The following is a 24,451-nucleotide window of genomic DNA, read 5'->3' on the forward strand; positions in this document are numbered from 1 at the left end:
CTCGGCGTGCAAGCAAGCAGCAGAGAAGCGGTACGGGTCGCCGTACTCGCCGACTCCGACACCCGGTGGAAATGGGGCGCCCTCACCGCGCGCCGCATCACCACGGCGACCGCCGAACCCGCCGGCTTCGTCCTGCGCGGACGGGCCACGCCCACCCCGCGCCAGCTCGCCGAGACCGGGGTGTCCCAGGCCGCCCCGCGCGAGGTGACGGGCGCGGAGTTCCTGCGCGCGGTCCGGGACGCGGAGGCGCGCGGCGAGGGATACGACGTCCTCGTGCTCGCCCTGGTCGGCGGCACCGTGCGCGCCGTCCTCCAGGGTCTGGCCGACCTCGCCCTGGAGCGGCGTCCGGTGATCGTCACCGGCTATGTCGGCGTCGTCTACGAGAAGCTGACCGACGGCCTCCTGCTGCGCCACGGCGCCGACGTCGTCCTCGCCAACTCGCGTCACGACGCCGAGCGCTTCCGCGCCGTGTACGAGGGTGTGGGCGCCGGCGCCGACTCGGTCGTCGAGGCCGCGCTGCCCTTCCTCGGCGGCGCCCCGCACACCCCCGAGGCCGGCCGCGACACCCTGGTCTTCGCCGCCCAGCCCTCCGTGCCCGCCACCCGGGCGGAACGGGTCTACGTGCTGCGGCGGCTGATCGCCCACGCCCGGCTCCACCCGGGCCGCGAGGTGCTCCTCAAGCTCCGCTCCAAGCCGGGCGAACACACCACGCACCTGGAGGAGTTCCCGTTCCAGAAGCTGGTGCGCGAGCTCGACCCGCCGGCCAACTTCCGGCTCGTGTACGGGCACATGGGCGAGGTCCTCGACCGCACCGACCTCCTCGTCACCGTCTCCTCCACGGCGGCCCTCGAAGCGCTGCACCGCCGGATCCCCACCGCGATCCTCACCGACCTCGGGGTCCGCGAGGCGCTCGGCAACCACCACTTCGTCGGCTCCGGCCTGCTGACCTCCTTCGACCGGCTCGACGAGGGGGACGTCCCGGCACCCGACGGAACCTGGCTCGCCCGGCAGGGAGTCGCCTCCGACGGTTCGTACGAGGAGGCCTTCGACGCCGCCCGCGACCGGGTCGCCGAGCTCCTCGCGCTTCCCGCGCTGCCCCCGGTCGCCCCGTACTACACCGCGGAGACGGCCCCCGGCTACCTGCCCGGGATCCTCGCCCGCCACCGCCTGGACGTCACCGCGCCCGAGCCCCGCGAGAGCGGGCTGCGCCGGGTCGTCCGGGAGGCCGCGCGGGGCGCGTACCGCCACGGCGTACAGCGCGTCGCCCCCGTCATCCGCCGCCTGGGAGAACTCTGATGACCGCCGCCCCCACCGTGCTCGCCGTCATCCCCGCCCGGGGCGGCTCCAAGGGCGTGCCCGCCAAGAACCTCGCCCCGGTGGCCGGGGTCCCCCTGGTGGCCCGCGCGGTCCGCGCCTGCCTCGGCGCCCGCAGCGTCACCCACGTCGTGGTCTCCACCGACGACGAGGCCATCGCGGCCGCGGCCCGCACCGCCGGCGCCGAGACCGTCCGGCGGCCCGCCGGGATCGCGGGCGACACGGCCACCAGCGAGGCCGCGGTCCTGCACGCGCTGGACGCCTTCGAGGCCGGCCACGGCCGCCCGGCCGACGTGGTCCTGCTCGTCCAGTGCACCAGCCCCTTCCTCACCTCCGCCGAGGTCGCCGAGACCGCCGGGCGGATCACCTCGGGCGCCGCCGACACCGCCTTCACGGCCGCCCCCACCCACGGCTTCCTCTGGCGTGAGACCGAGTCCGGCGCCGAGGGCGTCAACCACGACAAGGCGCACCGCCCGCGCCGCCAGGACCGGGAGCCCGAGTACCTGGAGACCGGCGCCGTCTACGCGATGGACGCGGCCGGCTTCCGTGCCCACGGACACCGCTTCTTCGGCCGCACCGCGCTCGTCGTCACCGACCCCGCCCGGGTCCTGGAGATCGACGACCCGCACGACCTCGCCCGCGCCAGGGCCCTCGCGCCTCTCCTCGACGAGCCCGTCACGCCCGGCTTCGCCGACGTCGACGCCGTCGTCCTCGACTTCGACGGCACCCAGACAGACGACCGGGTCCACCTCGACGCCGAGGGACGCGAGTTCGTCTCCGCGCACCGCGGCGACGGCCTCGGCATCGCGGCCCTGCGCCGCGCCGGACTGCCCGTCCTCATCCTCTCCACCGAACAGAACGCCGTGGTCGCCGCCCGCGCCCGCAAGCTCAAGATCCCCGTCCTGCACGGCATCGACCGCAAGGACCGGGCCCTCAAGGAGTGGTGCGAGGCCGAGGGCATCGACCCGCAGCGCGTCCTCTACGCCGGCAACGACGTCAACGACCTGCCCTGCTTCCACCTCGTCGGCTGGCCCGTCGCGGTGAGCAGCGCCCACGACTCCGTACGGGCCGCCGCCCGCGCGGTCACCGTCACCCCGGGCGGCTCCGGAGCGATCCGCGAGATCGCCGCCTGGCTCCTCGGACCCGAGCTGAACACCCCCAACCCGTGAGGAACAGCACCATGAGCACCCGTCTGCGCACCCTCGGCGACAAGACCGCCGGACCGGGCCGTCCCGTCTACATCTGCGGCGAGATCGGCATCAACCACAACGGCGACCTCGACAACGCCTTCAAGCTGATCGACGTGGCCGCCGAGGCCGGCTGCGACGCCGTCAAGTTCCAGAAGCGCACCCCGGAGATCTGCACCCCGCGCGACCAGTGGGACATCGAGCGCGACACCCCCTGGGGCCGCATGACGTACATCGACTACCGCCACCGCGTGGAGTTCGGCGAGGACGAGTACCGCAAGATCGACGAGTACTGCGCGGAGAAGGGCATCGCCTGGTTCGCCTCCCCGTGGGACACCGAGGCCGTCGCCTTCCTGGAGAAGTTCGACGTCCCCGCCCACAAGGTCGCCTCCGCGTCCCTCACCGACGACGAGCTGCTCCGCGAGCTGCGCGCCACCGGCCGCACGGTCATCCTCTCCACCGGCATGTCGACCCCGAAGCAGATCCGCCACGCCGTGGAGGTCCTGGGCAGCGACAACATCCTGCTCTGCCACGCCACCTCGACCTACCCGGCCAAGGCCGAGGAGCTCAACCTCCGCGTCATCCAGACGCTCCAGGAGGAGTACCCGAACGTCCCGATCGGCTACTCCGGCCACGAGACCGGCCTCCAGACCACGCTGGCCGCCGTCGCCCTCGGCGCCGCCTTCGTCGAGCGCCACATCACCCTCGACCGCGCCATGTGGGGCTCCGACCAGGCCGCCTCTGTCGAGCCGCAGGGCCTCCAGCGCCTGGTCCGCGACATCCGGACCATCGAGGCGTCCCTCGGTGACGGCGTGAAGAAGGTGTACGAGTCGGAGCTCGGCCCGATGAAGAAGCTCCGCCGGGTCCAGGGCACCGTCGCCGCATGACCGGGCAGCTGGCGTTCGTCGAGAGCCCGGTCCAGCTTCTGAACGTCCTGGAGTGGGCGCACGCGCAGGGCCCCGGTGGGGGCATACGTTCCGCAGGGGACGGCGCCCCTGCCGGGCCGGGGCTCCCGGCCCCGGCGGCACCCACGAGTGCGGCGCCCTCGACCGCGGGCCCCGCGGACGCCATCACGGTCGTCGTCCTCTCGCCGACCGACCCCATGTCGAGGGGCCAGCTGCGCCGGATGGCACAGCTGGCCCGCGACCAGGGCCTCACCGTCCACTGGCAGGAGGCCCGCGGCGGCCGGGGCGCGCTCGTCCGCACCCTGCGCGAGCTCGCCCGGCCGCTGCGCTCGGCGGAGCGGGTGATCATCGGGGACCCGTTCTCCCGGTACGTCCAGCTCCTGCTGACCCTCTTCGCCCCCCGGCACCTGACGGTGGTCGACGACGGGACCGCGACCATGGAGTTCGCCGCCCAGCTCGGCCGCGGCGAGCGTCTGGTGCGCTGGCACCGCAAGGGCAGCCTGGGCCCCCGCGAACTGGTCCTCGCCCCCGTCACCCGGATCGCCCGCCGGAAGCTCGCCCCCGCCCGGGGCCGCACGGTCGAGATCTTCACCTCGCTGCCCGTGGAGGCACCGCCCGGCGTCACGGTCACCGAGAACACGTACGCGTGGACCCGGGACGGTTTCGGCCCGCCGCGGCTCACCGGCGGCGCGGACCTGGTCGGCACCTCGCTGGTCGAGACGGGCGTCGTCGACGCCGACCACTACGCGCGCGTGGTGAGCGAGCTCGCCACCGCCCACGGCGCCACCCGCTACTTCGCGCACCGCAGGGAGAGCGCCGAGAAACTGCACCGGATCGCGGTCGAGACGGGCCTCCAGGTGGTCCGGCCCGATCTGCCGCTGGAGCTGATCGCGCGTCGCGGCCCCATCGGACGTACGGTCGTCAGCTTCCCGTCGACGGTCGTGCACACCCTGCCGCTGGCCCTCGCCGGCACGGGGGTGCGGGTCGCCGTCGTCGAGATAGCGCCCGAGTGGCTGCGGGCGACCGCCTCACCGCGCGCCCAGGGCTTCCTGTCCGGGGTGGCGTGCACCGCGGCCCACGAGGTCGACCGGCTCACCACCCGTGTGACGAAGCCCACCGACCGACTCGAATTCGGGTGACCATACCCACTGGGAGTGAGGTTCAAGCCCGTGAAACCGAGATTTTTTCCCCTAACGGGCTGAACTTTTCGTGATCAACGGGCAGTTGGCCTGTCCACGGGCCTACCCTTCAAAGGGTGAACCAGTTGAAGTCCCGTGAGCCAGGCTCCGTAACCCTGCCCGGAACGCTGTCCGAATCCCTGCGTGACGAACTCGTCGCTTTCCGCAGGGACTTGCACATGCACCCCGAGCTCGGCAACCAGGAGTTCCGCACGACCGCCGCGCTCAAGGCCCGCCTGGAGGCGGCCGGCCTCGCGCCGCAGGTCCTACCGGCAGGCACCGGGCTCATCTGTGACATCGGCAGCCGGCGGGGCGGCATGCCCATGCTGGCGATCCGCGGCGACCTCGACGCGCTGCCCATCCCCGACGCCAAGACCGTGGCCTACCGCTCCACCGTGGCCAACCGCGCCCACGCCTGCGGGCACGACGTCCACACCACCACCGTCCTCGGCGCCGGCCTCGTCCTCGCCGAGCTCGACCGCGAGGGCCTCCTGCCGAACGCCGTGCGGCTGATCTTCCAGCCCGCCGAGGAGGTCCTGCCCGGCGGCGCCGCCGACGCCGTCGAGGCCGGTGTCCTGGACGGCGTCGGCCGGATCATCGCCGTCCACTGCGACCCGCGCGTCGACGCCGGGAAGATCGGACTCCGCGCGGGCCCCATCACCTCCGCCTGCGACCGTCTGGAGGTCGCCCTCGACGGCCCCGGCGGGCACACCGCCCGCCCGCACCTCACCACCGACCTCGTCACCGCCGCCGCCCGGGTCGCCACCGACGTCCCCGCCGTCCTCGCCCGCCGCGTCGACGCCCGCGCGGGCCTCTCGGTCACCTGGGGCCGTATCGAGGCGGGCCACGCCCCCAACGTCATCCCGCAGCGCGCGGAGCTCTCCGGCACCGTCCGCTGCCTCGACCTGCCCGCCTGGCGGGACGCGCCCGACCTGGTCCACGCCGCGATCGACGAGGTCGCCGGCCTGCACCGGGCCAAGTCGACCGTCACCTACGTCCGCGGCGTCCCCCCGGTCGTCAACGACCCGGTCGTCGCCGAACTGCTCCGCGACGCCATGGCCGCCCGCCGTGGACCGCACGCCATCGAGGACACCGAGCAGAGCCTCGGCGGCGAGGACTTCTCCTGGTACCTGGAGCACGTCCCCGGCGCCATGGCCCGCCTCGGCGTCCGCACCCCCGGCGACACCCGCGTCCGCGACCTGCACGCCGGTGACTTCGACGTGGACGAGCGGTGCATCGAGGCCGGCGTGGAACTCTTCACGGCCGCGGCCCTGCTCGACGCCACGCCCCAGCTCTGACCACCCCAGGTGACAGCTCTGACCAGGCCATGGCCACAGCGTTGAACCGCGCCACGCACCAGTGCTGAACCGCGCCGCTCCGCGGCGTCGGTTCCGGGCCGGACGGGCCTCATCCGTCCGGCCCACCGCCGTTCCACGACCGGCCCAGCGCCCGGCGTGTCGCCTCCCGGCCCCTGTCCGGGCTCCCGCCCCGGCGGTATAACCGGCAGTACCGGGCCGAACGCCCCCGGTCGCCTCGGCTGGCCGGTTCGCGACGATCCGATAACGACTCATGAACGGGTCTTTAACTGACATCTACGCGCGTTACGATCGCCGCGAAACCAGCGCCGGAAGAGGCGCTTTCGGTCAGTCTTGAAGGGACCCTCCTCTTGCGCCGGATCACCAGGATCACGACCGTGGGCATCGCCTCCGCGGCGCTCGCGCTCTCCGCCACCGCCTGTGGCAAGTCTTCGAACGACTCCGGCTCCGGTTCGGACTCGAAGGCGACCAAGGCCGCCATCGCGTACGACATCGGCGGCCGCGGCGACCAGTCCTTCAACGACGCCGCCTACGCGGGTCTGAAGAAGGCCGAGGACGAGCTCGGCGTCAAGGGTGCCGAGGCCGAGCCGTCCCAGGGCGAGAGCGACGCCGACAAGGTCGCGCGCCTCACCTCGCTGGCCCGCGCCGGCAACAACCCGGTCATCGGCGTCGGCTTCTCCTACGCCCCGGCCATCGAGAAGGTCGCCAAGTCCTTCCCGAAGACCACCTTCGGCCTCATCGACGACACGTCGAAGACCGGCCCGAACATCGCCAACCTCGTCTTCAACGAGGAGCAGGGCTCCTACCTGGCCGGCGTCGCCGCCGCCAAGGCGTCCAAGACCGGCACGGTCGGCTTCATCGGCGGCGTCGAGGTGCCGCTGATCAAGAAGTTCGAGGCGGGCTACACGCAGGGCGTCAAGGACACCAACCCCAAGGCGAAGGTGCTCGTCCAGTACCTGACCCAGCCGCCGAACTTCGACGGCTTCTCGAAGCCCGACCTCGGCAAGGCCGCCGCGGAGGGCCAGCTCGACAAGGGCGCCGACGTGATCTACGCCGCCGCCGGTCTCGCCGGCTCCGGCGCGATCGAGGCCGCGTCCGCCGCGGGCAAGTGGGCCATCGGCGTCGACTCCGACCAGTACAAGCAGGCGGGTCTGGCCTCCTACAAGAACCAGATCCTGACCTCGGTCACCAAGGACGTCTCGGGCTCCGTCTTCAACCTGATCAAGTCGGTCAAGGACGGCAAGCCGCAGACCGGTGAGATCCGCTACGGCCTCGCCGCGAACGGCGTCGGCCTGGCCGACTCCAACCCGGCGTACACGAAGATGACCGACCTCACCGCCGCGGTGGACAAGGCGAAGCAGGCGATCGTCGACGGCAAGATCACGGTCAAGACCGCTCCGTAAGGACACCCAGGTCACGACCTGAGCCCGGGCCCGGCGTCCGGTGGCATCCCCACCGGACCCCGGGCCCCGGGCCCATTCCCGTACGGGTTTTCACTTTTCGGCAGTGCTACGCGTGTAGATGTCTCCCTGGCACGATAACTTCGCCCCGCCCTGCCCCTCCCCGCTCCCACTCCTTCCGGCCAAGGAGAGTGCGTCATCAACGCGCCCAGCCCCCCTGCCGTAGAACTGCACGGCATCACCAAGCGCTTCCCCGGCGTCGTCGCCAACAGGGACATCGCCATCACGGTCCGCAAGGGCACCGTGCACGCCCTCATCGGCGAGAACGGTGCCGGCAAGTCGACCCTCATGAAGATCCTCTACGGCATGCAGAAGCCGGACGAGGGCACCATCGCCATCGACGGCGAGCAGGTCACCTTCTCCACGCCCGGTGACGCCATCGCCCGCGGCATCGGCATGGTGCACCAGCACTTCATGCTCGCCGACAACCTCACCGTCCTGGAGAACGTCGTCCTCGGCGGCGAGAAGCTCTACGGCATCGGCGCCAAGGCGCGGAAGAAGATCAAGGAGATCTCCGACGCGTACGGACTCGAGGTCCGCCCCGACGCGCTCGTCGAGGACCTCGGCGTCGCCGAGCGGCAGCGCGTGGAGATCCTCAAGGTCCTCTATCGCGGCGCGAAGATCCTCATCCTCGACGAGCCGACCGCCGTCCTGGTCCCGCAGGAGGTCGACGCGCTCTTCGACAACCTGCGCGAGCTCAAGTCCGAGGGCCTCACCGTCATCTTCATCTCGCACAAGCTGGGCGAGGTCCTGAAGGTCGCCGACGACATCACCGTCATCCGCCGGGGCACCACGGTCGGCACCGCCGACCCGAAGACCGCCACCACCAAGCAGCTCGCCGAGCTGATGGTCGGCAGCGAGCTGCCCTCGCCGGAGACCCGCGAGTCGACGGTCACGGACGTCCCGATGCTCCAGGTCGAGGGCCTGACCCTGACCGAGGCCGGCGCCGCCGCGGCCGCCCCGCTCACCACCGCCGCCCCGCCGGACCCCTCCGGCGCCGTCACCGTCCAGGAGATCGGCGCGGGCCGCAAGCTCCTCGACGACATCTCGCTCACCATCCACAAGGGCGAGATCCTCGGCATCGCCGGTGTCGAGGGCAACGGCCAGACCGAGCTCATCGAGGCCCTGATGGGCATGTCCGTCCCCGACGCGGGCGTCATCACCCTCGACGGCGAGGACATCTCCAAGGTCTCCGTGCGCAAGCGTCGCGAGGGCGGCATCGGATACATCCCCGAGGACCGCCACCGCCACGGCCTGCTCCTGGAGGCCCCCCTCTGGGAGAACCGCATCCTCGGCCACGTCACCGAGGCCCCCAACTCCAAGCGCGGCATCCTCGACCCGAAGGCCGCCCGCAAGGACACCGAGCGGATCGTGCGCGAGTACGACGTCCGCACCCCCGGCATCGACGTCACCGCGTCCTCCCTCTCCGGCGGCAACCAGCAGAAGCTGATCGTCGGCCGCGAGATGAGCCACAACCCCAAGTTCCTGATCGCCGCCCACCCCACCCGCGGTGTGGACGTCGGCGCGCAGGCGCAGATCTGGGACGCGATCCGGGACGCCCGCCGCGCGGGCCTCGCGGTGCTGCTGATCTCCGCCGACCTCGATGAGCTGATCGGCCTGTCCGACACGCTCCGGGTCATGTACCGCGGCAAGCTGGTCGCCGACGCCGACCCCGCCACCATCACGCCCGAGCAGCTGGGCTCCGCCATGACCGGCGCAGCCACCGGCCGCCTCGAAGGCACCGAAGAGCAGTCCGAAGACGGTGACGCCCGATGATGAAAATCGACAAGGACAAGCTGATCATCGGGGCCGCCGGCCCCGTGCTCGCGCTGGTCTCGTCCTTCGTGCTCACCGTCCTGGTGTTGCTCGCGACGGGTCTGGACCCGATCGAGCCGATCCGGCTGATGATCGAGAACGCCGGGTTCTCCGACGTCCAGGTCCTCATCGTCAACTACACCGGGACCCTCTACCTGGCGGCCCTGGGCGTGGCCATCGGCTTCCGGATGAACCTCTTCAACATCGGCGTCGACGGCCAGTACCGTCTCGCCGCGATGCTGTCGGCGCTGGTCGGCGCCGCCGTGGAGCTGCCCGGCCCTCTCCACATCCTGCTCATCGTGCTCGTGGCCATGGTGACCGGCGCCTTCTGGGCCGGCATCGCGGGCATCCTGAAGACCACCCGGGGTGTCTCCGAGGTCGTCTCCACGATCATGCTGAACGCCATCACCACCTCCCTGGTGGCCTGGCTGATCCTGCCGAAGAACTTCGGCGTCCAGCCCGCGGGCTCCAACGACCTCACCACCGGTCAGATCTCCGAGTCCGGCTGGTTCCCCGGCATCGACATGGGCGAGGGCGGCCAGATCTACGGCTTCACCTTCGTGGCCTTCGCCCTCGGTGTCGTCTACTGGTTCGTCCTCAACCGCACCAAGTTCGGCTTCGACCTGCGGGCCACCGGCGGGAGCGAGTCCGCGGCCCAGGCGAGCGGCGTCGACGCCAAGAAGATGATCCTCACCGCGATGCTGATCTCGGGTGCCCTCGCCGGTCTTTCCGGCATGCCGATCCTGCTCGGCGAGACCCACACCTACAGCCTCGCCTTCCCGGTCGGTGTCGGCTTCACGGCCATCACCGTCGCCCTGCTCGGCCGGAACCACCCGGTCGGCATCTTCTTCGCAGCCCTGCTCTTCGCGTTCCTGGAGAAGGCGTCCTCGAGCCTCGACATCGCGGGCTACCCGAAGGAGATCACGCAGATCATGCAGGGCATCATCGTGATCGCCGTGGTCGTCTCCTACGAGCTCGTCCGCCGTTACGGCCTCCGCCGCCAGCAGCAGAAGGTCGGCGAGGAGCTCGCCGCCGGCGGCGCCATCAAGACCGACAAGGAGGTGGCGGCATGAGCACCGGCACCGTTGCCAAGCCGAGCGCCGCGCCCAAGAAGGCCGGACGCCGCAAGCTGACCTGGCCCTGGATCCTGCTGATCGTCGCGGCCGCTCTCGTGCTCTTCTCGCTGGTCCGGGTCGTCTCCGGAGCCAACGACCTCACCTCCGTCGGCCAGGTCTCCGGCGCGCTGCAGCTCGCCGTGCCGATCGGCATGGCCGGTCTCGGCGGTCTGTGGTCCGAGCGGGCGGGCGTCGTCAACATCGGTCTCGAGGGCATGATGGTCCTCGGCACCTGGTTCGGCGCCTGGGCCGGCTACCAGTGGGGCCCGTGGACCGGCGTCGTCGTCGGCGTCCTCGGCGGCGCGCTCGGCGGTCTGCTGCACGCGATCATCACCGTCACGTTCAACGTGAACCACATCGTCTCCGGTGTGGCGATCAACATCCTGGCGGTCGGCTTCACCCAGTACCTGTCGAACTTCACCTTCGACAAGGCCGAGGGCGGCTCCTCCAAGCAGTCCCCGCGGATCGACCAGATCACCGACATCACCGTCCCGGGACTCTCGGACTGGCTGATCGACCTCCAGCAGAAGCACTGGTTCCTTATCTCGGACATCGCCGGCATCCTCGGCGGCCTGGTCACCCACCTGTCGCTGCTGACGATCGTGGCCGCCCTGCTCATCCCGGCCACCTGGTGGGTGCTCTGGCGCACCGCCTTCGGCCTGCGCCTGCGCTCCTGCGGCGAGAACCCGGTCGCGGCCGAGTCCCTCGGCGTGAACGTCTACAAGTACAAGTACATCGCCGTCGCCGTCTCCGGCGCCCTCGCCGGCCTCGGCGGCGCCTTCCTGGCGATCGTCTCCACCGGCATCTACCAGGAGGGCCAGACCGGCGGCCGCGGCTACATCGGTCTCGCCGCGATGATCTTCGGCAACTGGATGCCCGGCGGCATGGCCATGGGCGCCGGCCTCTTCGGCTTCACCGACAGCCTCAAGCTGCGCGGCGGCGCCGAGAACGTCCACGCGCTGCTGCTGCTGGTCGCGCTGCTCCTGGTGATCGCCGCGCTGTGGCAGATGTACAGGAAGAAGTGGGTGGTGGCCGCGATCGGCGCCGTCTTCGCCGTCGGCTTCTTCCTCTGGTACGTGCTCACCGACGAGGTCCCGAGCCAGTTCGTCGACGCCGCCCCGTACATCACCACCCTGCTCGTGCTCGCCCTCTCGGCACAGCGCCTGCGGATGCCGAAGGCGGACGGCCTGCCCTACCGGAAGGGCCAGGGCAAGTGACGCCGGCCCCCGACTGGGAGCTGCTGCGGGAGACCGCCCGCGAGGCGATGTCCCGCGCGTACGCCCCGTACTCGGGCTATCCGGTCGGTGCGGCGGCCCTCGTGGACGACGGGCGGGTGATCTCCGGCTGCAACGTGGAGAACGCCTCGTTCGGCCTCGGCCTGTGCGCCGAGTGCGGGCTCGTCTCGCAGCTCCAGGCGACCGGCGGCGGGCGGCTGACGCACTTCGTGTGCGTGGACGGCCGGGGCGAGTCCCTGGTGCCGTGCGGGCGCTGCCGGCAGCTCCTGTACGAGTTCGGGGGCCCCGAGCTCGTCCTGGAGACCCCGGCCGGGTTCCTTACCCTGGCCGAGATGCTTCCGCAGGCCTTCGGCCCGGACCACCTCGCCAAGTAACACCTCGGAGCGGCCCTTCCGCCACCATGGAAGGGTCGCTCCCCCTTTCCCCCTCTATGCGCGTAGAAAGAGGCACCACCATGGACGTCATCTCCGTCATCCGCACCAAGCGGGACAAGGGTGAGCTGAGCCCCGAGCAGATCGACTGGGTCATCGACGCGTACACCCGCGGGGTCGTCGCCGACGAGCAGATGTCCGCCCTGGCCATGGCCATCCTGCTGAACGGCATGAACCGTACGGAGATCGCCCGCTGGACCGCCGCGATGATCGCGAGCGGCGAGCGCATGAACTTCGACTCCCTCTCCCGCCCGACCGCCGACAAGCACTCCACCGGCGGCGTCGGCGACAAGATCACCCTCCCGCTCGCCCCGCTCGTCGCCGCCTGCGGCGCGGCCGTCCCGCAGCTCTCCGGCCGCGGCCTCGGTCACACCGGCGGCACCCTCGACAAGCTGGAGTCCATCCCCGGCTGGCGTGCGCTGCTCTCCAACGAGGAGATGCTGCACGTCCTCGACACCACGGGCGCGGTCATCTGCGCGGCGGGCGACGGCCTGGCACCGGCGGACAAGAAGCTGTACGCCCTCCGCGACGTGACGGGCACGGTCGAGGCGATCCCGCTGATCGCCAGCTCGATCATGTCGAAGAAGATCGCCGAGGGCACCGGCTCCCTCGTCCTGGACGTCAAGGTCGGCACCGGGGCCTTCATGAAGAACATCGAGGACGCGCGTGAGCTGGCGCGGACGATGGTCGGTCTCGGCACCGACAGCGGCGTGAAGACCGTCGCGCTCCTCACCGACATGTCGACCCCGCTCGGCCTCACCGCGGGCAACGCCCTGGAGGTCCGCGAGTCCGTCGAGGTCCTGGCCGGCGGCGGCCCGCAGGACGTCGTCGACCTGACCGTCGCCCTGGCGGCCGAGATGCTGGCCGCGGCCGGCATCAAGGACGCCGACCCGGCGAAGGCCCTCGCGGACGGCTCGGCGATGGACGTCTGGCGCCGGATGATCGCGGCCCAGGGCGGCGACCCGGACGCGGCGCTCCCGGTCGCCCGCGAGCAGCACGTCGTCACCGCCCCGTCGACGGGTGTCCTCACCCGCCTGGACGCGTACGACATCGGCATCGCCGCCTGGCGCCTGGGTGCGGGCCGTGCCCGCAAGGAGGACCCGGTGCAGGCCGGCGCCGGCGTCGAGCTCCACGCGAAGCCGGGCGACACGGTGACCGCGGGCCAGCCGCTGCTGACCCTCCACACGGACACCCCGGAGAAGTTCGACTACGCCCTGAAGTCCCTGAACGACTCCTGGGACATCGCGGCGCCGGGCACGGAGTTCACCCCGAACCCGATCGTCCTGGACCGCATCGCCTGAGACCGGCGGGCGCGGGGAGCCGGTGCGCGGGCTGCACCGGCTCCCCGAGCCGCCCCGGCAGCTCCCGCATGGTTGAAGACCACCGTCCGCGGGCCCACCCGCCACGGCCGTCAGCCCGGCGTCCAGGGTGCCCTCGTACCGCTGGGCGAAGGGGGCTGTCGGCGGGGCTCCAGGGGGCGGCCCCCGCGCTCCTCCACGATCGCGGTGAGCAGCTCGTGGGAGGAGCCCGCGAAGTGCTCGACCCTCTCCGCCTCGGTGAGGCCCCGGCGATCAGGCGGGATCCGAGGGCGGATGAGCGGCTCCTCGTGGGGTAGGCGCGCCGTGAACACGGCGGCCACCGTGCGGCGGCCGCCGCACCCCATGACGGGCACGCACGCGGAGAGGGTGAGGAGTGGATGAGCGCCGTCGGACGCCCCCCGGACCACATCGAGGAATCGGTGAGCGACCTCGTTTCCCGGGCATCGCGGCAGATCTCGGAACTGGTCCGCGAAGAGATACAGGTGGCCCGGGCGGAGATGACGCAGAAAGGCAGACGCTTCGGCGTGGGCGGCGGCCTGTTCGGCGGGGCCGGCCTGGTCGGCTTCCTGGCCGCGCAGGCTCTGGTCGCCGCCGTGATCGCCGCTCTCGCGCTGGTGCTCCCGGTCTGGGCTTCGGCCCTGATCATCGCCGCCGTGCTGGCGGCGGTGGCGGCGGTGTTGGCCGTTGCCGGGAAGAAGCAGATCGGCAAGGCCGGCACCCCCGTACCGGAGCAGGCCATCGACGGAGTCAAGGCCGACGTGGCCGAGATCAAGGAGGCAGCACGCCGATGAGCACCCCCTCCAAGAACGGCAAGGACACCGCACCCACTCCTGAGGAGTTGCGCGAGCAGGTCGAGCACACCCGTGAGGAGCTCGGCATGACCGTGGAGGCGCTGGCGGCCAAGGCCGACGTCAAGGCGCAGGCCAAGGAGAAGGCGGCCGAGTTCAAGGACCAGGCCGTCGAGAAGGCGGCCGAGTTCAAGGACCAGGCCGTCGAGAAGGCGGCCGAGTTCAAGGACCAGGCCGCTGAGTTCAAGGATCAGGCGGCCGAGAAGGCGGCCGAGTTCAAGGGCCAGGCCGTCGAGAAGGCCGCCCTCGTCACCGACCGGCTCCGGGACAAGGCCGCGCACGCCGCTCACTCGGTCAAGGACAAGACCCCCGATCCGGTCCTGGACAAGGCGGCTCACGCGGCAGCGCAGGTCCGCGACACAGCGGCCCGCGCCGGGCACCTCGCCGCCGAGAAGACCCCGGAGCCGGTCCGGGCGAAGGCCGGGTCGGCCGTGACCCTGGTACGGGGCAAGCGCGCCCCCGTGCTCGCCGCGGCCGCGGCGGCATGCGTCGTCTACCTGCTCCTGCGTCGTACCCGGAGGCCCCGATGAAGATGACCAAGTTGGCTTACAAGCCCGTCGGCATGGTGCTCGGCGCCGCGAGCGGCATGCTCGCCGCCACCGCCTTCAAGCAGGCGTGGAAGATGGTCGGCCATGACGACGACGCCCCCGACGCCACCGACCAGGACCGCACCTGGAAGGAAATCCTCGTCGCCGCCGCCCTGCAAGGAGCGATCTTCGCGGTCGTCAAGGCGGCCGTCGACCGGGCGGGAGCCGTCACCACCCGCCGCGTGACCGGCACCTGGCCGGGCTGAACCGTCCAGGAGCGGCGCCGGCCCCGAGGGCTCGAGGTCGGCGCCGCCGGGGGCACCGGAACAGCGCCCGGCACCCCGGGGTGGGTATCGCCGGTTTCTCGGGGAACACGACGCTCATGCACGGACACCACGCGCGTCCCATGACCAGTCTGTTCGGCCCGGCCTTCACCGCGTGGAGGACGCCACGAAGCGGCGCCAAGCACCCGCGCCGAGGGCGGCCCCCCGGCCGTCTGCGCCGCCGGATCCTGGCGTACCGGGCGATCGAGTTCCTGTCCACGCACATCCCCGACCACTCCGGGCCCGGCGAGGAATGCCTGCTCCTCGTCCACGTCCGCCAGGTCGTCGGCCAGGTCCACTACCGCATCTGCACCGCTTGCGCCGAGGGCGTCATCACCGGTCTCACCCTGGACGAACGCTTCCACGGCACGGGGCTGGGCACCCGGGCGCTCTCCCACCTGCGCGCCCGTCACCCCGGCGTCGCGTGGCACAGCACGCTCAGCATGCGCACCACACGTGATCTCCTCCGCCGGATGCGCGTTCCCACGGTCGCGGCGGACACCCCCTGCCCTCATGCACGACCGGATGACACGAAAGCCTCCGCGTCCCACGATGAGTTCCCGGCACCCGGACGGTCGTACGGAACGTGGACACCAGTCAGCCCCTCGTCGTGACCCTGCCGGCCCGCCCCACCCGGGACGAGGTGAGCCGGCTCTGCGCGCGGCTCGCCGCCGCCCCGCCCGGCGAGGTCGTCTGCGAGACCGGCGCGCTCACGGGCGCCGACCTCACCGCCGTCGACGCCCTCGCCCGGCTGAAACTCGCCGCAGGCCGACGCGGGCACCGCATCCGCTTCCACGGAGCGGGACCGGAACTAAGGGCCCTGCTCCACCTCACCGGCCTCGGCGAGACCCTGGATCTCTAGCCGTCCAGCCGCGCCGGAAGGTCGAAGAGCGGGAACCAGCGCTCGGTGTCCAGGAAGAAGTCCATCCCGCCGACCTTGCCGTCCCGCAGCTCCAGGACGATCAGCGCCCACGGGCTGAAGCCGCCCGCCGGGTCCGGGTGGTAGTGGGCGAAGGCCGGCGAGCCGTTCGCCACGGTCGGGACCAGCTTCGAGCCCCGGCACACGTCGCCGACGCCCAGCATCCAGCCGACGATGTCCTCGTGGCCCTGGAGCCACAGGTCGTACGGCGGCATGGACATCGTCGCGTCCTCGTGGAGGAGGGCCGTCAGCGCCTTCATGTCGTAGCCCTCGAAGGCGGCGACGTAGCGCTCCAGGAGCGCCTTCTGCTCCTCGTCCAGCGGGTTCGCCGGGTCGGAGGAGGCCGGCGCCTGCTCGGCGAGGGTCGCGCGGGCCCGCTGGAGCGCGCTGTTGACCGAGGCGACGGAGGTGTCGAGGAGCTCGGCGACCTCGCTCGCCTTCCAGGCGAGCACCTCGCGCAGGATGAGCACGGCGCGCTGCTTGGGCGGCAGATGCTGGAGCGCGGCCACGAACGCGAGCCGTACGGTCTCCCGCGAGACGGCCGTCTCCGCCGGGTCGGCGACCGAGGGCAGGACCCGCCCGTCCGGGACGGGCTCCAGCCAGGTGATCTCCGGCTGCTTGACGAGCTGGGCCTGCGCCACCGGCGTCGGGGCGGTCAGATCCATCGGCCGCGCCCTCCGGTTGCCCGCGTTCAGCGCGTCCAGGCAGACGTTGGTGGCGATCCGGTACAGCCAGGACCGCAGCGAGGAGCGGCCCTCGAAGGAGCCGATGGCCTTCCAGGCCCGGACCATCGTGTCCTGCACCGCGTCCTCCGCCTCGAAGGACGACCCGAGCATCCGGTAGCAGTAACCGGTCAGCTCCCTGCGGTACTTGTCGAGTTCCTCGGTCGTCGCGGTCGCCGCTTCACTCATCGGGTCAACACCCCACTCACCCCTCACCGGCACCCGTTCGGTGCCGGTGAGAGGGAAGTTACCGCAGCGGACTGACAGCCGGGGTCAGGTTCCCGGCTTGCGGCCGTAGACGAAGACGTCGTCGCCGTTCCTGAGCAGGTTCCAGTACGCCTTCGCGTCCGCCGGACGCATGTTGACGCAGCCGCCGGAGCCCGGCGGGTTCCACATGGACTTGGTGGTCGAGTGGAAGGCCTGGCCGCCGTCGAAGAACTGCGAGTACGGCATGGAGACGTGGTAGAGCGTCGACCAGTGGTTGATGTTCCGCCAGTAGATCTTCTTGGAGCCGGTACGGGTCTCGGTGCCGTCCTTGCCCGTACGGACCGGCACCGGGCCGTACTTGAGGCGCGAGCCGTCCTGGATCCAGCTCAGCTGGCGGGTCAGGTCGACGCAGGCGATCCGGCCGCGGTTGGTCGGACAGGTGCCCGCCCGGTTGGGGTTGGACCCGGCCGCCTTCTGCTGGATCATCGTGTTCATGGTGCGCCAGGTGAGCGGCCCCGCGTACCCCATGGTCGGGGTGATGCCGTGCTTGCGCTGGAAGGCCTGCGTGGCCTGACAGTCGGCGAGCGACTGACGTCCGTCGACCGGCCGGCCGAGGAACTTCTCGACCTGCTTCTGGTACGGCCCCGTCGTCACGTTGCAGGACGCCGCCTGCGCCGGGGCCGTACCGAGCGCGATCGTCATCGGTACCACGAGCGACGTGATCCCGGCGGCGATGCCCGCCCTCCTGCCGATGCGTCGCGTACTTCCGTTCATGATCGTCAACTCCCCCTTGAGTCCCTGTATTCGAGGACGTACGAGGAAGTCTGGCGGTTGCAGCGCGGGAGGGACATCCCCGTGCGGTCCCGGTCGTGACTCAGGCGGCGGCCGGGTGCGGGCGCCGCGCCTCGACGCGCGCGCTGTGCGAGCCGTACAGCGTGACCGAGACGACCCCGAGGACCGCGACCAGACCGATCAGGACCGTGCCCGCCCAGCCGCCCGCGTGGAAGGCGATCGCGCCGAGCGTGCCGCCCGCGCTGCTCCCCAGGTAGTACGCGGACTGGTACAGCGCCGAGGCCTGCGCGCGGCCCGTCTTCGCCGTGCGGCTCACCGAGGAGGAGGCGACCGCGTGGCCCGCGAAGAAACCGGCCGTGATCAGGACCAGGCCCGCGAGGACGAGCGCGAGCGCGTCGGACAGCGAGAACAGCAGACCCGCCGCCGTCGTGGTGACCGCCAGGTAGAGCGCCCCCCGCCGCCCGAGCCGCCCGACGAGCTTGCCCGCGGCCGCCGAGGAGACCGTACCGACCAGGTAGACCAGGAAGATCGAGCCGATCACACCCTGCGGCAGGGAGAACGGCGCCTCCACCAGGCGGTAGCCGATCACCGTGTACACGGCGCCGAAGACCGTCATGAACAGCGCGCCGATCACGTACAACCGCATGAGCAGCGGGTCGGCGAGGTGGCCCCGGACCGTCCGGGCGAGCGCCTTCGGGTTCAGCGTGCCGGGCGTGAAGTGCCGGGCCTTCGGGAGCAGCGCCCGGAAGGCGAGCGCGCACACCAGGGAGGTCAGGCCGACGGCGGCCAGACCCGCGCGCCAGCCCCACAGCTGGGCGACCCAGCCGGTCACGAGCCGGCCGCTCATGCCGCCGATCGAGTTGCCCGCCACGAAGAGGCCGATCGCGGCGACCAGCGCCTTGGGCCGCACCTCCTCCGCGAGGAACGCCATCGCGGAGGCCGGGAGACCGGCGAGCGCGGCGCCCTGGACCGCGCGCAGCGCGATCAGGGACTCCAGGTCCGGCGCGAGCGGCACCAGGAGCGCCACGGCGACCGCGACCGAGAGGGAGGCCGTCATCATCGCGCGCCGCCCGAAACGCTCCGAGAGGGCGCTGAGCGGCAGGACACAGAGGGCGAGGGCGCCGGTCGCGGCGGAGACCGTCCAGGAGGCGGCGGAGGCGGTGGCGCCGAACTCGGCCGAGATGGCCGGGAGGAGGGCCTGCGTGGAGTAGAGGAGGGCGAAGGTGGCCAGTCCTGCGGCGAAGAGCGCGAGGCTCATCCGGCGGTAGCCGGGGGCACCGGGGGAGAGGCGGGTGTCGGCGGACGCGGTGGTGGCGGCCGCCTTGGTACTGGCGGAAGGCATGTCACGAACGTAGGACGGTCCGTTTCATGCGTCCAATGCACGGAACTGCTGTAATCGTTCCCATGGTGCATGAGTACAGGTCACAGCCTCGCCTGTCACCGAACAGTAACGAAGAAGACATGGGACCGGTGCTCGCGCCTCGGCTCGCGTTCTTCGCCGCCGTCGCCCGGCACGAGCACGTGACCCGCGCCGCGGCCGAGATGGGCGTGCCGCAGTCGACGCTCTCGCGGGCCATGGTCCGGCTCGAACAGGACCTCGGCGTCACCCTCTTCGCCCGGCGCGGCCGCACGGTCTCCCTCACCCCGGCGGGCCGCCGCTTCCTCACCGCCGCCGAGCGGGCCCTCGCCGAGGTGGAGCGGGCCGCCGACACCGTACGGGCCGACGCCGACCCGACGGCCGGCCGGGTCGCCTTCGGCTTCCTCCACACCATGGGCTCCGAGACCGTCCCCGGGCTCATCCGCGCCTTCCGCGTCGACCACCCGCGGATCCGCTTCACCCTCGTCCAGAACTACGGCGAGGCGATGATCGAGCGGCTGCGGGCCGGCGACCTCGACCTCTGCCTGACCTCCCCGGTCCCGGACGCCCCCGACCTGGTGGCCCGGCGCCTCGACGAGCAGCGGCTGCGGCTCGTCGTCCCGGACGACCACCGGCTCGCCGGCCGAAAGCGGGTCCGCCTCGCCGAGGCCGCGGAGGAGACCTTCGTGACGCTTGAGCCGGGGTACGGCCTCCGCCGCATCACCGACGACCTGTGCGCGGAGGCCGGCTTCAAGCCCCGGGTCGCCTTCGAGGGCGAGGAGGCCGAGACCCTGCGCGGCCTCGTCGCCGCCGGCCTCGGCGTCGCCCTGCTGCCCCCGCCCGCCGTCCCCCGCCCCGGCGTCGTCGAACTCACCGTCACCGCGCCGCGCGCGGTCCGCGAGATCGGCGTCGCCTGGCTCGACGGCCACCCGGACACGGCCCCGGTGGCCGCCTTCAAGAAGTTCCTGCTCAGCAGACGCGGCCACCTGCTCCCGAAGGAACCGTCACCTCCGGCGTGAACCCCCGAACCCCGCCGCCAGCGGCATCCGCAGGCCCAGCGGCGGGGGAGCCGCCATCGCGTCGGTCACCGGGCGGGCCACCGGCCGGGAGAAGAGGGCGCCGAGCACGAAGTCCACGGCGAGAGCCCGGACCTCGGCCGCGTACTGGCGCAGCGCGTGACCGTCCGAGTGGACCTCGAAGCGGCAGGTGTCCCGGTTCGCCTTCTTCGCCCGCGCGGCGAACCGGAACGACAGCTCCGGGTCCGTCCGCGCGTCGTTCGTGCCGTGCACGAGCAGCACCCTGCTCCCCACCAGCTGCCGCACCGGCTCCGGCTCCGCCGCCACGTCCTCCTCCGGCAGCCACGGCGCGAGCGCGAGCACCGCGCCGACCGCCGGATGGCCGGCCGCCCGCAGCGCCGCCCGCGCCCCCATCCCGTGACCCAGGAGGCAGACCGGGACGTCGCCGTAGCGCCGTACCACCTCCGCGACCGCCCAGGAGGCGTCCGCCATGAGGTCCGCGTCCGCGCCGTTCCAGCCGCGCGTCCGGTAGCGCACCGCGTGCGCGGCCAGCCCCTCGGCCCGGCCCGCCCGGACCAGGGCGCGCCCCAGCGGGAGCAGCGCCGCGTGCGCCCGCGCGGAGGGCCGCCGTACCGACACCGGCTCACCGTCCGGCAGGAGCAGCACCACGCCGCCCACCGCCGCCGCCGACCGGGAACTGACAGGGCGTCCGAGCCGGGGTCGCCGGGATTCGGGCGGCCCCACGAGTGCGAAGTGCGCCATGGCAGAACAGTCTCAGAAGCGGAGGTGTACGCCAGTCGTACGCGCGGTCTCTGTTACGTATCGTCCGGCGAGCGAACGGCCTCTGCTCCTATGCCCGTTCGAACGAGGCCACCGACCCGATGACCGTGAAGCCCTTCCGGCCGTACCAGGTGTGCGGCCAGTCGCCGGCGAAGGCGGTGAGGAAGCGGGTGCCGCAGCCCGCGGCGGCGGCCTCGTGCAGGGCCGTGTCCAGGACCTTCCCGGCGTACCCCCGCCCGAGATGGGCCTCCACGGTGACGAGGTCCTCGATCTGCGCGGTCCCCGTCGTCGGGTCCATGTACAGGTCCGCCCACGCGGCCACCTCACCCGTCGGCGTGTGCGCGGCGTAGAACCGCACGACCTCGGCGCCGCGCCTCCGCGCCACCCGCCGCTCGACCAGGTCGCGTATGTGCTCCGGCGTCGCCTCCGGGGCGAATCGGGGCCAGGACGCCGTGACCGGGCCGCGCAGCTCGTCGAAGTCCACCTCCCGCGCCCCGCCGTGCTCCGGCACCGGGCCGCCGTGCGCCATGAGCAGCGTGGTGCCGTGGCGGAAGCCCGCCCGCTCCATCGGCGCCCGGCAGGCCGCGGCGACCGTCTCGTCGAGGACGTACGCGTAGCGGTACGGGAGATGGCCGAGCGCCTCGTCCGTGTACCCGGCGAGCGCCTCCGGGTCCACGGCGCCGTCCACGAGCACGTGGTTGTTCCCCCGGGACAGCCGGTAGGCGTCGTCGAGCACGGCGAAGGCACCGGGGAACTCGACGGTACGGGCCGCCTGGCGACGGTGGAAGGCGGACAGGAAGCGGTGGACGCGCGGGAGTTCGGACGCGGAGGCGGTGGTCGAGGTCATACGGGCAGGCTAGGGGGACGGAGGCACGGGCCGCCACGAGAAAACCGGCGCCACGAGGGGCGATCTACGCGCGTAGGGGCTAGAGTGCGGAAATGACGAGCCAGACCCCCAACGTCCCCACCGCGGACCAGATCCGCCGTGCCCCGAAGGTGCTGCTCCACGACCACCTCGACGGCGGACTGCGCCCCGGCACGATCATCGAACTCGCCCGGGAGCAGGGCTACGAACAGCTCCCCGAGACGCAGCCCGACAAGCTCGGCGTGTGGTTCCGCGAAGCCGCCGACTCCGGCTCCCTGGAGCGGTACCTGGAGACCTTCGCGCACACCTGCGCCGTCATGCAGACCCGGGACGCCCTCTTCCGCGTCGCCGCCGAGTGCGCCGTCGACCTCGCCGAGGACGGCGTCGTGTACGCCGAGGTGCGCTACGCCCCCGAGCAGCACCTGGAGGGCGGCCTCACCCTCGAAGAGGTCGTGGAGACCGTCAACGAGGGCTTCCGCGAGGGCGAGCGGCAGGCCAGGGCCGGCGGCCACCGCATCCGGGTCGGCGCACTGCTGACCGCCATGCGGCACGCCGCCCGCGCCCTGGAGATCGCCGAACTCGCCAACCGCTACCGCGACTCCGGTGTCGTCGGCTTCGACATCGCGGGCGCCGAGGCCGGCTACCCGCCCACCCGCCACCTCGACGCCTTCGAGTACCTCAAGCGGGAGAACAACCACTTCACGATCCACGCGGGCGAGGCCTTCGGGCTGCCCTCGATCTGGCAGGCGCTCCAGTGGTGCGGCGCCGACCGGCTCGGCCACGGCGTCCGGATCATCGACGACATCGAGGTCGCCGACGACGGCTCGGTCCGCCTCGGCCGTCTCGCGGCCTACGTCCGCGACAAGCGGATCCCGCTGGAGATGTGCCCCTCCTCCAACCTCCAGACCGGCGCCGCCGCCTCGTTCGCCGAGCACCCCATCGGTCTGCTCCGCAGGCTCCACTTCCGGGCCACGGTCAACACCGACAACCGGCTCATGAGCGGGACGAGCATGAGCCGGGAATTCGAGCTGCTGAGCGAGGCATTCGATTACACGCTCGACGACATGCAGTGGTTCACGGTCAATGCGATGAAATCAGCGTTCATTCCTTTCGATGAACGACTCGCCATGATCAACGAGGTCATCAAGCCCGGATACGCCGAGCTCAAGTCCGAATGGCTGTTCAAGCAGACCGCCACGACCAGCGATTCTTCCGGTACGGCGGGCTGAGAAGCACCCCGTGAACGGGTAGGTAGGCGGCCGGGTCGATGCGACACCCGGCCGCTTTCCGGTGTTTGCGGAGGTGACGTTCGCTGGTTAGGTTGCAGAGCCGCTCTCCATTCCCAGGATTTCCCCTCCCGGCTTTCCCTGAAGCCCCCGGATTCCCCAAGGAAGATTTTCTGATGAAGCAGTCTGCCGCCAAGAAGCTCGGTGTCGCCGCTCTCGGTGCCGCTTTCGCCGCTGCCGCCGCCGGCACGGCCTCCGCAGCGCCGTCCCTGCCGATCAGCGCCGACGCGCTGGGCACGGTGACCCAGGCCGTCCCGCTGGGCGACGGCCTCACCGAGCTCCCCGACGGCGCCGCCGAGTCCCTCGGTGCCGGCCAGGGCGCCCTCGGTCACGGGGCCGACCAGGGCCTGAAGACCCTCCCGGCCGCCGCCGGCCAGGCCACCAAGAACCTCCCGCTCGACACCGCCGTCGGCGGCCTCGGCGGCCTCCTCGGCGGCCTGCCGCTGGGCGCCGCCGGCCTGCCGATCGGCTGACACCCCCGTATACCCCGAAGGGGCGCGCACCCGGAACTCCGGGCGCGCGCCCCTTCGGTGCGCGGATGAGCGGTGGCTACCAGGCCGTGCTCGCGGACTTCTCCGCCGGCAGGAAGATCCACAGGCCCAGGTAGATCAGGAACTGCGGTCCGGGCAGCAGACACGAGACCAGGAAGATCAGGCGCATCGTCGTCGCGGAGGTGCCGAAGCGCCGGGCCAGCGCCGCGCACACTCCGCCGAGCACGCGTCCGTCACGAGGGCGGGACAGTGCGGCCATGGTGGGCTCCTTCGGAGTCGGTCCGGGAACCGCTCCTGCGGGCTCCCGATGACTCCATACTGCCGCCGGAGAGGGGGACGAAGCGTCGGCCTACGGGGCGATCGGGACCCTGGTAATCGTCGGGGTCGCACCCTGAGGAGCCTCGTCCCGCAGCAGGGCGGAGCCCCCGTCCGGCGTGCTCCCCGCGGAGGAGGCCGGACGGCCCGCCTCCCACCTGCGGCGCAGCCGGGTCCGGCCGGCCGGGACCAGCAGGAGATGCGCGAGCGCGACCCCCGCCGTGTTGAGGATGACGGAGTCCACGTCCACCACCTGACCCGGCACGGCGGTCTGGAGCAGCTCCACGGCCAGCGAGACGAGCGCCCCGGCGGCGGTCGTACGGGCCAGGGAGGCCCACCCGGAGACATGGAGCCGTCCGTCGGCCATCGGGAGCAGCACCCCGAGCGGGGCGAGGAGCAGCAGGCCCCCGCCGATCAGCCGGGCGGCCTCGGCACCGCCGAGCGCGAGACCGGCGCGCAGGCCGTGCAGCGGGATCGTGTTCGGCGCGGTCACCCAGGCCACGTCCCGTGGGCGCAGGCTGACCCAGGCGACGAGCAGCAGATGCGCGAGGAGGAGGACGAACCCCGCCACGCGGACGACCATGGCGGCTTGGCCGCCCGAACCTTGACGCTGCACGCCTCCCAAGACGCCCAGGGCAGCGGAATCGGTTCCGCCGGGTCGTCGGCAGGCGTGACACGACCTCGGCCGGGCCCAGGCTCGGGAGCCCGGGTCCCGGCTGAGAGCGGGG

The 24,451-nt window shown here is 72.1% G+C and carries 27 protein-coding genes; 19 read left to right on the plus strand and 8 right to left on the minus strand.

The genetic code is table 11. The features are described 5' to 3' along the window. Window positions 1–6: 6 nt before the first annotated feature. From ACZ51I_RS24555 to ACZ51I_RS24605, 11 genes are all read left to right on the plus strand, one after another. Window positions 7–1,296 carry a DUF6716 putative glycosyltransferase gene (locus ACZ51I_RS24555; protein ID WP_468879506.1) on the plus strand — a complete coding sequence of 430 codons (1,290 nt, stop codon included), beginning with the start codon at window positions 7–9 and terminating at the stop codon, window positions 1,294–1,296. Beyond that, window positions 1,296–2,483: a cytidylyltransferase domain-containing protein gene (locus tag ACZ51I_RS24560; RefSeq protein WP_468879508.1), complete on the plus strand. Its 1,188-nt coding sequence runs from the start codon at window positions 1,296–1,298 to the stop codon at window positions 2,481–2,483. Before ACZ51I_RS24555 ends, ACZ51I_RS24560 begins: the two co-directional genes overlap by 1 nt. An 11-nt stretch (window positions 2,484–2,494) precedes the next feature. Beyond that, window positions 2,495–3,388 (plus strand): N-acetylneuraminate synthase family protein, encoded by an 894-nt coding sequence (locus ACZ51I_RS24565; protein WP_468879511.1) that lies wholly within the window; start codon window positions 2,495–2,497, stop codon window positions 3,386–3,388. Continuing rightward, complete coding sequence (locus tag ACZ51I_RS24570) at window positions 3,385–4,545, plus strand: hypothetical protein (protein WP_468879513.1); 1,161 nt, start codon at window positions 3,385–3,387, stop codon at window positions 4,543–4,545. Before ACZ51I_RS24565 ends, ACZ51I_RS24570 begins: the two co-directional genes overlap by 4 nt. A 116-nt stretch (window positions 4,546–4,661) precedes the next feature. Next, window positions 4,662–5,882 carry an amidohydrolase gene (locus ACZ51I_RS24575; protein ID WP_468879516.1) on the plus strand — a complete coding sequence of 407 codons (1,221 nt, stop codon included), beginning with the start codon at window positions 4,662–4,664 and terminating at the stop codon, window positions 5,880–5,882. Window positions 5,883–6,250: 368 nt separating this feature from the next. Further along, window positions 6,251–7,303 carry a BMP family lipoprotein gene (locus ACZ51I_RS24580; protein ID WP_468879518.1) on the plus strand — a complete coding sequence of 351 codons (1,053 nt, stop codon included), beginning with the start codon at window positions 6,251–6,253 and terminating at the stop codon, window positions 7,301–7,303. A gap of 195 nt (window positions 7,304–7,498) precedes the next feature. Beyond that, the gene (locus ACZ51I_RS24585) at window positions 7,499–9,136 is read left to right on the plus strand and encodes an ABC transporter ATP-binding protein (RefSeq protein WP_468879660.1); all 1,638 of its coding nucleotides are present in this window, start codon (window positions 7,499–7,501) and stop codon (window positions 9,134–9,136) included. Beyond that, complete coding sequence (locus tag ACZ51I_RS24590; protein WP_468879521.1) at window positions 9,133–10,248, plus strand: ABC transporter permease; 1,116 nt, start codon at window positions 9,133–9,135, stop codon at window positions 10,246–10,248. Before ACZ51I_RS24585 ends, ACZ51I_RS24590 begins: the two co-directional genes overlap by 4 nt. Then, window positions 10,245–11,507: an ABC transporter permease gene (locus ACZ51I_RS24595; RefSeq protein WP_030687477.1), complete on the plus strand. Its 1,263-nt coding sequence runs from the start codon at window positions 10,245–10,247 to the stop codon at window positions 11,505–11,507. The genes ACZ51I_RS24590 and ACZ51I_RS24595 overlap by 4 nt, the downstream gene beginning before the upstream one ends. Next, window positions 11,504–11,899: a cytidine deaminase gene (locus ACZ51I_RS24600; protein ID WP_468879524.1), complete on the plus strand. Its 396-nt coding sequence runs from the start codon at window positions 11,504–11,506 to the stop codon at window positions 11,897–11,899. Before ACZ51I_RS24595 ends, ACZ51I_RS24600 begins: the two co-directional genes overlap by 4 nt. Before the next feature lie 80 nt (window positions 11,900–11,979). Then, window positions 11,980–13,257 carry a thymidine phosphorylase gene (locus ACZ51I_RS24605; RefSeq protein WP_468879526.1) on the plus strand — a complete coding sequence of 426 codons (1,278 nt, stop codon included), beginning with the start codon at window positions 11,980–11,982 and terminating at the stop codon, window positions 13,255–13,257. 110 nt (window positions 13,258–13,367) lie between these two features. On the opposite strand, the gene ACZ51I_RS24610 is transcribed toward ACZ51I_RS24605, so the two are convergent. Continuing rightward, the gene (locus ACZ51I_RS24610) at window positions 13,368–13,628 is read right to left on the minus strand and encodes a hypothetical protein (protein ID WP_468879529.1); all 261 of its coding nucleotides are present in this window, start codon (window positions 13,626–13,628) and stop codon (window positions 13,368–13,370) included. Between the two features lie 24 nt (window positions 13,629–13,652). On the opposite strand from ACZ51I_RS24610, the gene ACZ51I_RS24615 reads away from it, so the two are divergent. The 5 genes from ACZ51I_RS24615 to ACZ51I_RS24635 all read left to right on the plus strand — a co-directional run bounded on the left by ACZ51I_RS24615 (window position 13,653) and on the right by ACZ51I_RS24635 (window position 15,835). Continuing rightward, window positions 13,653–14,066 carry a phage holin family protein gene (locus ACZ51I_RS24615; protein WP_468879532.1) on the plus strand — a complete coding sequence of 138 codons (414 nt, stop codon included), beginning with the start codon at window positions 13,653–13,655 and terminating at the stop codon, window positions 14,064–14,066. Beyond that, window positions 14,063–14,653 (plus strand): DUF3618 domain-containing protein, encoded by a 591-nt coding sequence (locus ACZ51I_RS24620; RefSeq protein ID WP_468879534.1) that lies wholly within the window; start codon window positions 14,063–14,065, stop codon window positions 14,651–14,653. The genes ACZ51I_RS24615 and ACZ51I_RS24620 overlap by 4 nt, the downstream gene beginning before the upstream one ends. Next, window positions 14,650–14,916 carry a DUF4235 domain-containing protein gene (locus tag ACZ51I_RS24625; protein WP_468879537.1) on the plus strand — a complete coding sequence of 89 codons (267 nt, stop codon included), beginning with the start codon at window positions 14,650–14,652 and terminating at the stop codon, window positions 14,914–14,916. Before ACZ51I_RS24620 ends, ACZ51I_RS24625 begins: the two co-directional genes overlap by 4 nt. A 140-nt stretch (window positions 14,917–15,056) precedes the next feature. Continuing rightward, entirely contained in the window at window positions 15,057–15,587 is a 531-nt protein-coding gene (locus tag ACZ51I_RS24630) for a hypothetical protein (protein ID WP_468879540.1), read from the plus strand. After that, complete coding sequence (locus ACZ51I_RS24635) at window positions 15,560–15,835, plus strand: STAS domain-containing protein (RefSeq protein ID WP_468879543.1); 276 nt, start codon at window positions 15,560–15,562, stop codon at window positions 15,833–15,835. Before ACZ51I_RS24630 ends, ACZ51I_RS24635 begins: the two co-directional genes overlap by 28 nt. Here ACZ51I_RS24635 and ACZ51I_RS24640 read toward each other — a convergent pair. The 3 genes from ACZ51I_RS24640 to ACZ51I_RS24650 all read right to left on the minus strand — a co-directional run bounded on the left by ACZ51I_RS24640 (window position 15,832) and on the right by ACZ51I_RS24650 (window position 18,955). Continuing rightward, complete coding sequence (locus ACZ51I_RS24640) at window positions 15,832–16,803, minus strand: sigma-70 family RNA polymerase sigma factor (protein ID WP_468879546.1); 972 nt, start codon at window positions 16,801–16,803, stop codon at window positions 15,832–15,834. The two genes, ACZ51I_RS24635 and ACZ51I_RS24640, sit on opposite strands and share 4 nt — an antisense overlap. 84 nt (window positions 16,804–16,887) lie before the next feature. After that, window positions 16,888–17,523: a L,D-transpeptidase gene (locus ACZ51I_RS24645; protein ID WP_468879662.1), complete on the minus strand. Its 636-nt coding sequence runs from the start codon at window positions 17,521–17,523 to the stop codon at window positions 16,888–16,890. 172 nt (window positions 17,524–17,695) lie between these two features. Next, window positions 17,696–18,955: an MFS transporter gene (locus tag ACZ51I_RS24650; protein ID WP_468879547.1), complete on the minus strand. Its 1,260-nt coding sequence runs from the start codon at window positions 18,953–18,955 to the stop codon at window positions 17,696–17,698. Between the two features lie 62 nt (window positions 18,956–19,017). Here ACZ51I_RS24650 and ACZ51I_RS24655 point away from each other — a divergent pair, with 62 nt between their 5' ends. Continuing rightward, window positions 19,018–19,989: a LysR family transcriptional regulator gene (locus ACZ51I_RS24655; RefSeq protein ID WP_468879550.1), complete on the plus strand. Its 972-nt coding sequence runs from the start codon at window positions 19,018–19,020 to the stop codon at window positions 19,987–19,989. Here the strand turns inward: ACZ51I_RS24655 and ACZ51I_RS24660 are convergent. Together ACZ51I_RS24660 and ACZ51I_RS24665 are read right to left on the minus strand one after the other, a co-directional pair. Next, window positions 19,975–20,748, minus strand: coding sequence for an alpha/beta hydrolase (locus ACZ51I_RS24660; RefSeq protein WP_468879552.1), 774 nt, complete (start codon window positions 20,746–20,748; stop codon window positions 19,975–19,977). The genes ACZ51I_RS24655 and ACZ51I_RS24660 overlap by 15 nt on opposite strands. An 88-nt stretch (window positions 20,749–20,836) precedes the next feature. Then, a complete protein-coding gene (locus tag ACZ51I_RS24665) occupies window positions 20,837–21,613 on the minus strand; it encodes a GNAT family N-acetyltransferase (protein ID WP_468879554.1) in 777 nt (258 codons plus the stop codon). 92 nt (window positions 21,614–21,705) lie between these two features. Here ACZ51I_RS24665 and ACZ51I_RS24670 point away from each other — a divergent pair, with 92 nt between their 5' ends. Further along, the gene (locus ACZ51I_RS24670; protein WP_468879556.1) at window positions 21,706–22,860 is read left to right on the plus strand and encodes an adenosine deaminase; all 1,155 of its coding nucleotides are present in this window, start codon (window positions 21,706–21,708) and stop codon (window positions 22,858–22,860) included. Window positions 22,861–23,033: 173 nt separating this feature from the next. After that, the gene (locus tag ACZ51I_RS24675; RefSeq protein ID WP_468879558.1) at window positions 23,034–23,390 is read left to right on the plus strand and encodes a hypothetical protein; all 357 of its coding nucleotides are present in this window, start codon (window positions 23,034–23,036) and stop codon (window positions 23,388–23,390) included. Between the two features lie 76 nt (window positions 23,391–23,466). On the opposite strand, the gene ACZ51I_RS24680 is transcribed toward ACZ51I_RS24675, so the two are convergent. Beyond that, a complete protein-coding gene (locus tag ACZ51I_RS24680) occupies window positions 23,467–23,667 on the minus strand; it encodes a PspC domain-containing protein (protein ID WP_468879560.1) in 201 nt (66 codons plus the stop codon). Between the two features lie 90 nt (window positions 23,668–23,757). Continuing rightward, complete coding sequence (locus ACZ51I_RS24685) at window positions 23,758–24,306, minus strand: VanZ family protein (protein ID WP_468879665.1); 549 nt, start codon at window positions 24,304–24,306, stop codon at window positions 23,758–23,760. Window positions 24,307–24,451: the final 145 nt, after the last annotated feature.

This window comes from Streptomyces sp. NPDC034084 (genome assembly GCF_055575535.1).

What these genes read in the sequence shown, in the direction of transcription:
- ACZ51I_RS24560 (WP_468879508.1), top strand. Translation starts at nt 1,296, where the DNA reads ATGACCGCCGCCCCCACCGTGCTCGCCGTCATCCCCGCCCGGGGCGGC.
- ACZ51I_RS24565 (WP_468879511.1), top strand. Translation starts at nt 2,495, where the DNA reads ATGAGCACCCGTCTGCGCACCCTCGGCGACAAGACCGCCGGACCGGGC.
- ACZ51I_RS24570 (WP_468879513.1), top strand. Translation starts at nt 3,385, where the DNA reads ATGACCGGGCAGCTGGCGTTCGTCGAGAGCCCGGTCCAGCTTCTGAAC.
- ACZ51I_RS24590 (WP_468879521.1), top strand. Translation starts at nt 9,133, where the DNA reads ATGATGAAAATCGACAAGGACAAGCTGATCATCGGGGCCGCCGGCCCC.
- ACZ51I_RS24595 (WP_030687477.1), top strand. Translation starts at nt 10,245, where the DNA reads ATGAGCACCGGCACCGTTGCCAAGCCGAGCGCCGCGCCCAAGAAGGCC.
- ACZ51I_RS24605 (WP_468879526.1), top strand. Translation starts at nt 11,980, where the DNA reads ATGGACGTCATCTCCGTCATCCGCACCAAGCGGGACAAGGGTGAGCTG.
- ACZ51I_RS24615 (WP_468879532.1), top strand. Translation starts at nt 13,653, where the DNA reads ATGAGCGCCGTCGGACGCCCCCCGGACCACATCGAGGAATCGGTGAGC.
- ACZ51I_RS24620 (WP_468879534.1), top strand. Translation starts at nt 14,063, where the DNA reads ATGAGCACCCCCTCCAAGAACGGCAAGGACACCGCACCCACTCCTGAG.
- ACZ51I_RS24625 (WP_468879537.1), top strand. Translation starts at nt 14,650, where the DNA reads ATGAAGATGACCAAGTTGGCTTACAAGCCCGTCGGCATGGTGCTCGGC.
- ACZ51I_RS24630 (WP_468879540.1), top strand. Translation starts at nt 15,057, where the DNA reads ATGACCAGTCTGTTCGGCCCGGCCTTCACCGCGTGGAGGACGCCACGA.
- ACZ51I_RS24640 (WP_468879546.1), bottom strand. Translation starts at nt 16,803, where the DNA reads ATGAGTGAAGCGGCGACCGCGACGACCGAGGAACTCGACAAGTACCGC.
- ACZ51I_RS24645 (WP_468879662.1), bottom strand. Translation starts at nt 17,523, where the DNA reads ATGACGATCGCGCTCGGTACGGCCCCGGCGCAGGCGGCGTCCTGCAAC.
- ACZ51I_RS24650 (WP_468879547.1), bottom strand. Translation starts at nt 18,955, where the DNA reads ATGCCTTCCGCCAGTACCAAGGCGGCCGCCACCACCGCGTCCGCCGAC.
- ACZ51I_RS24655 (WP_468879550.1), top strand. Translation starts at nt 19,018, where the DNA reads ATGGTGCATGAGTACAGGTCACAGCCTCGCCTGTCACCGAACAGTAAC.
- ACZ51I_RS24660 (WP_468879552.1), bottom strand. Translation starts at nt 20,748, where the DNA reads ATGGCGCACTTCGCACTCGTGGGGCCGCCCGAATCCCGGCGACCCCGG.
- ACZ51I_RS24665 (WP_468879554.1), bottom strand. Translation starts at nt 21,613, where the DNA reads ATGACCTCGACCACCGCCTCCGCGTCCGAACTCCCGCGCGTCCACCGC.
- ACZ51I_RS24670 (WP_468879556.1), top strand. Translation starts at nt 21,706, where the DNA reads ATGACGAGCCAGACCCCCAACGTCCCCACCGCGGACCAGATCCGCCGT.
- ACZ51I_RS24675 (WP_468879558.1), top strand. Translation starts at nt 23,034, where the DNA reads ATGAAGCAGTCTGCCGCCAAGAAGCTCGGTGTCGCCGCTCTCGGTGCC.
- ACZ51I_RS24680 (WP_468879560.1), bottom strand. Translation starts at nt 23,667, where the DNA reads ATGGCCGCACTGTCCCGCCCTCGTGACGGACGCGTGCTCGGCGGAGTG.
- ACZ51I_RS24685 (WP_468879665.1), bottom strand. Translation starts at nt 24,306, where the DNA reads ATGGTCGTCCGCGTGGCGGGGTTCGTCCTCCTCCTCGCGCATCTGCTG.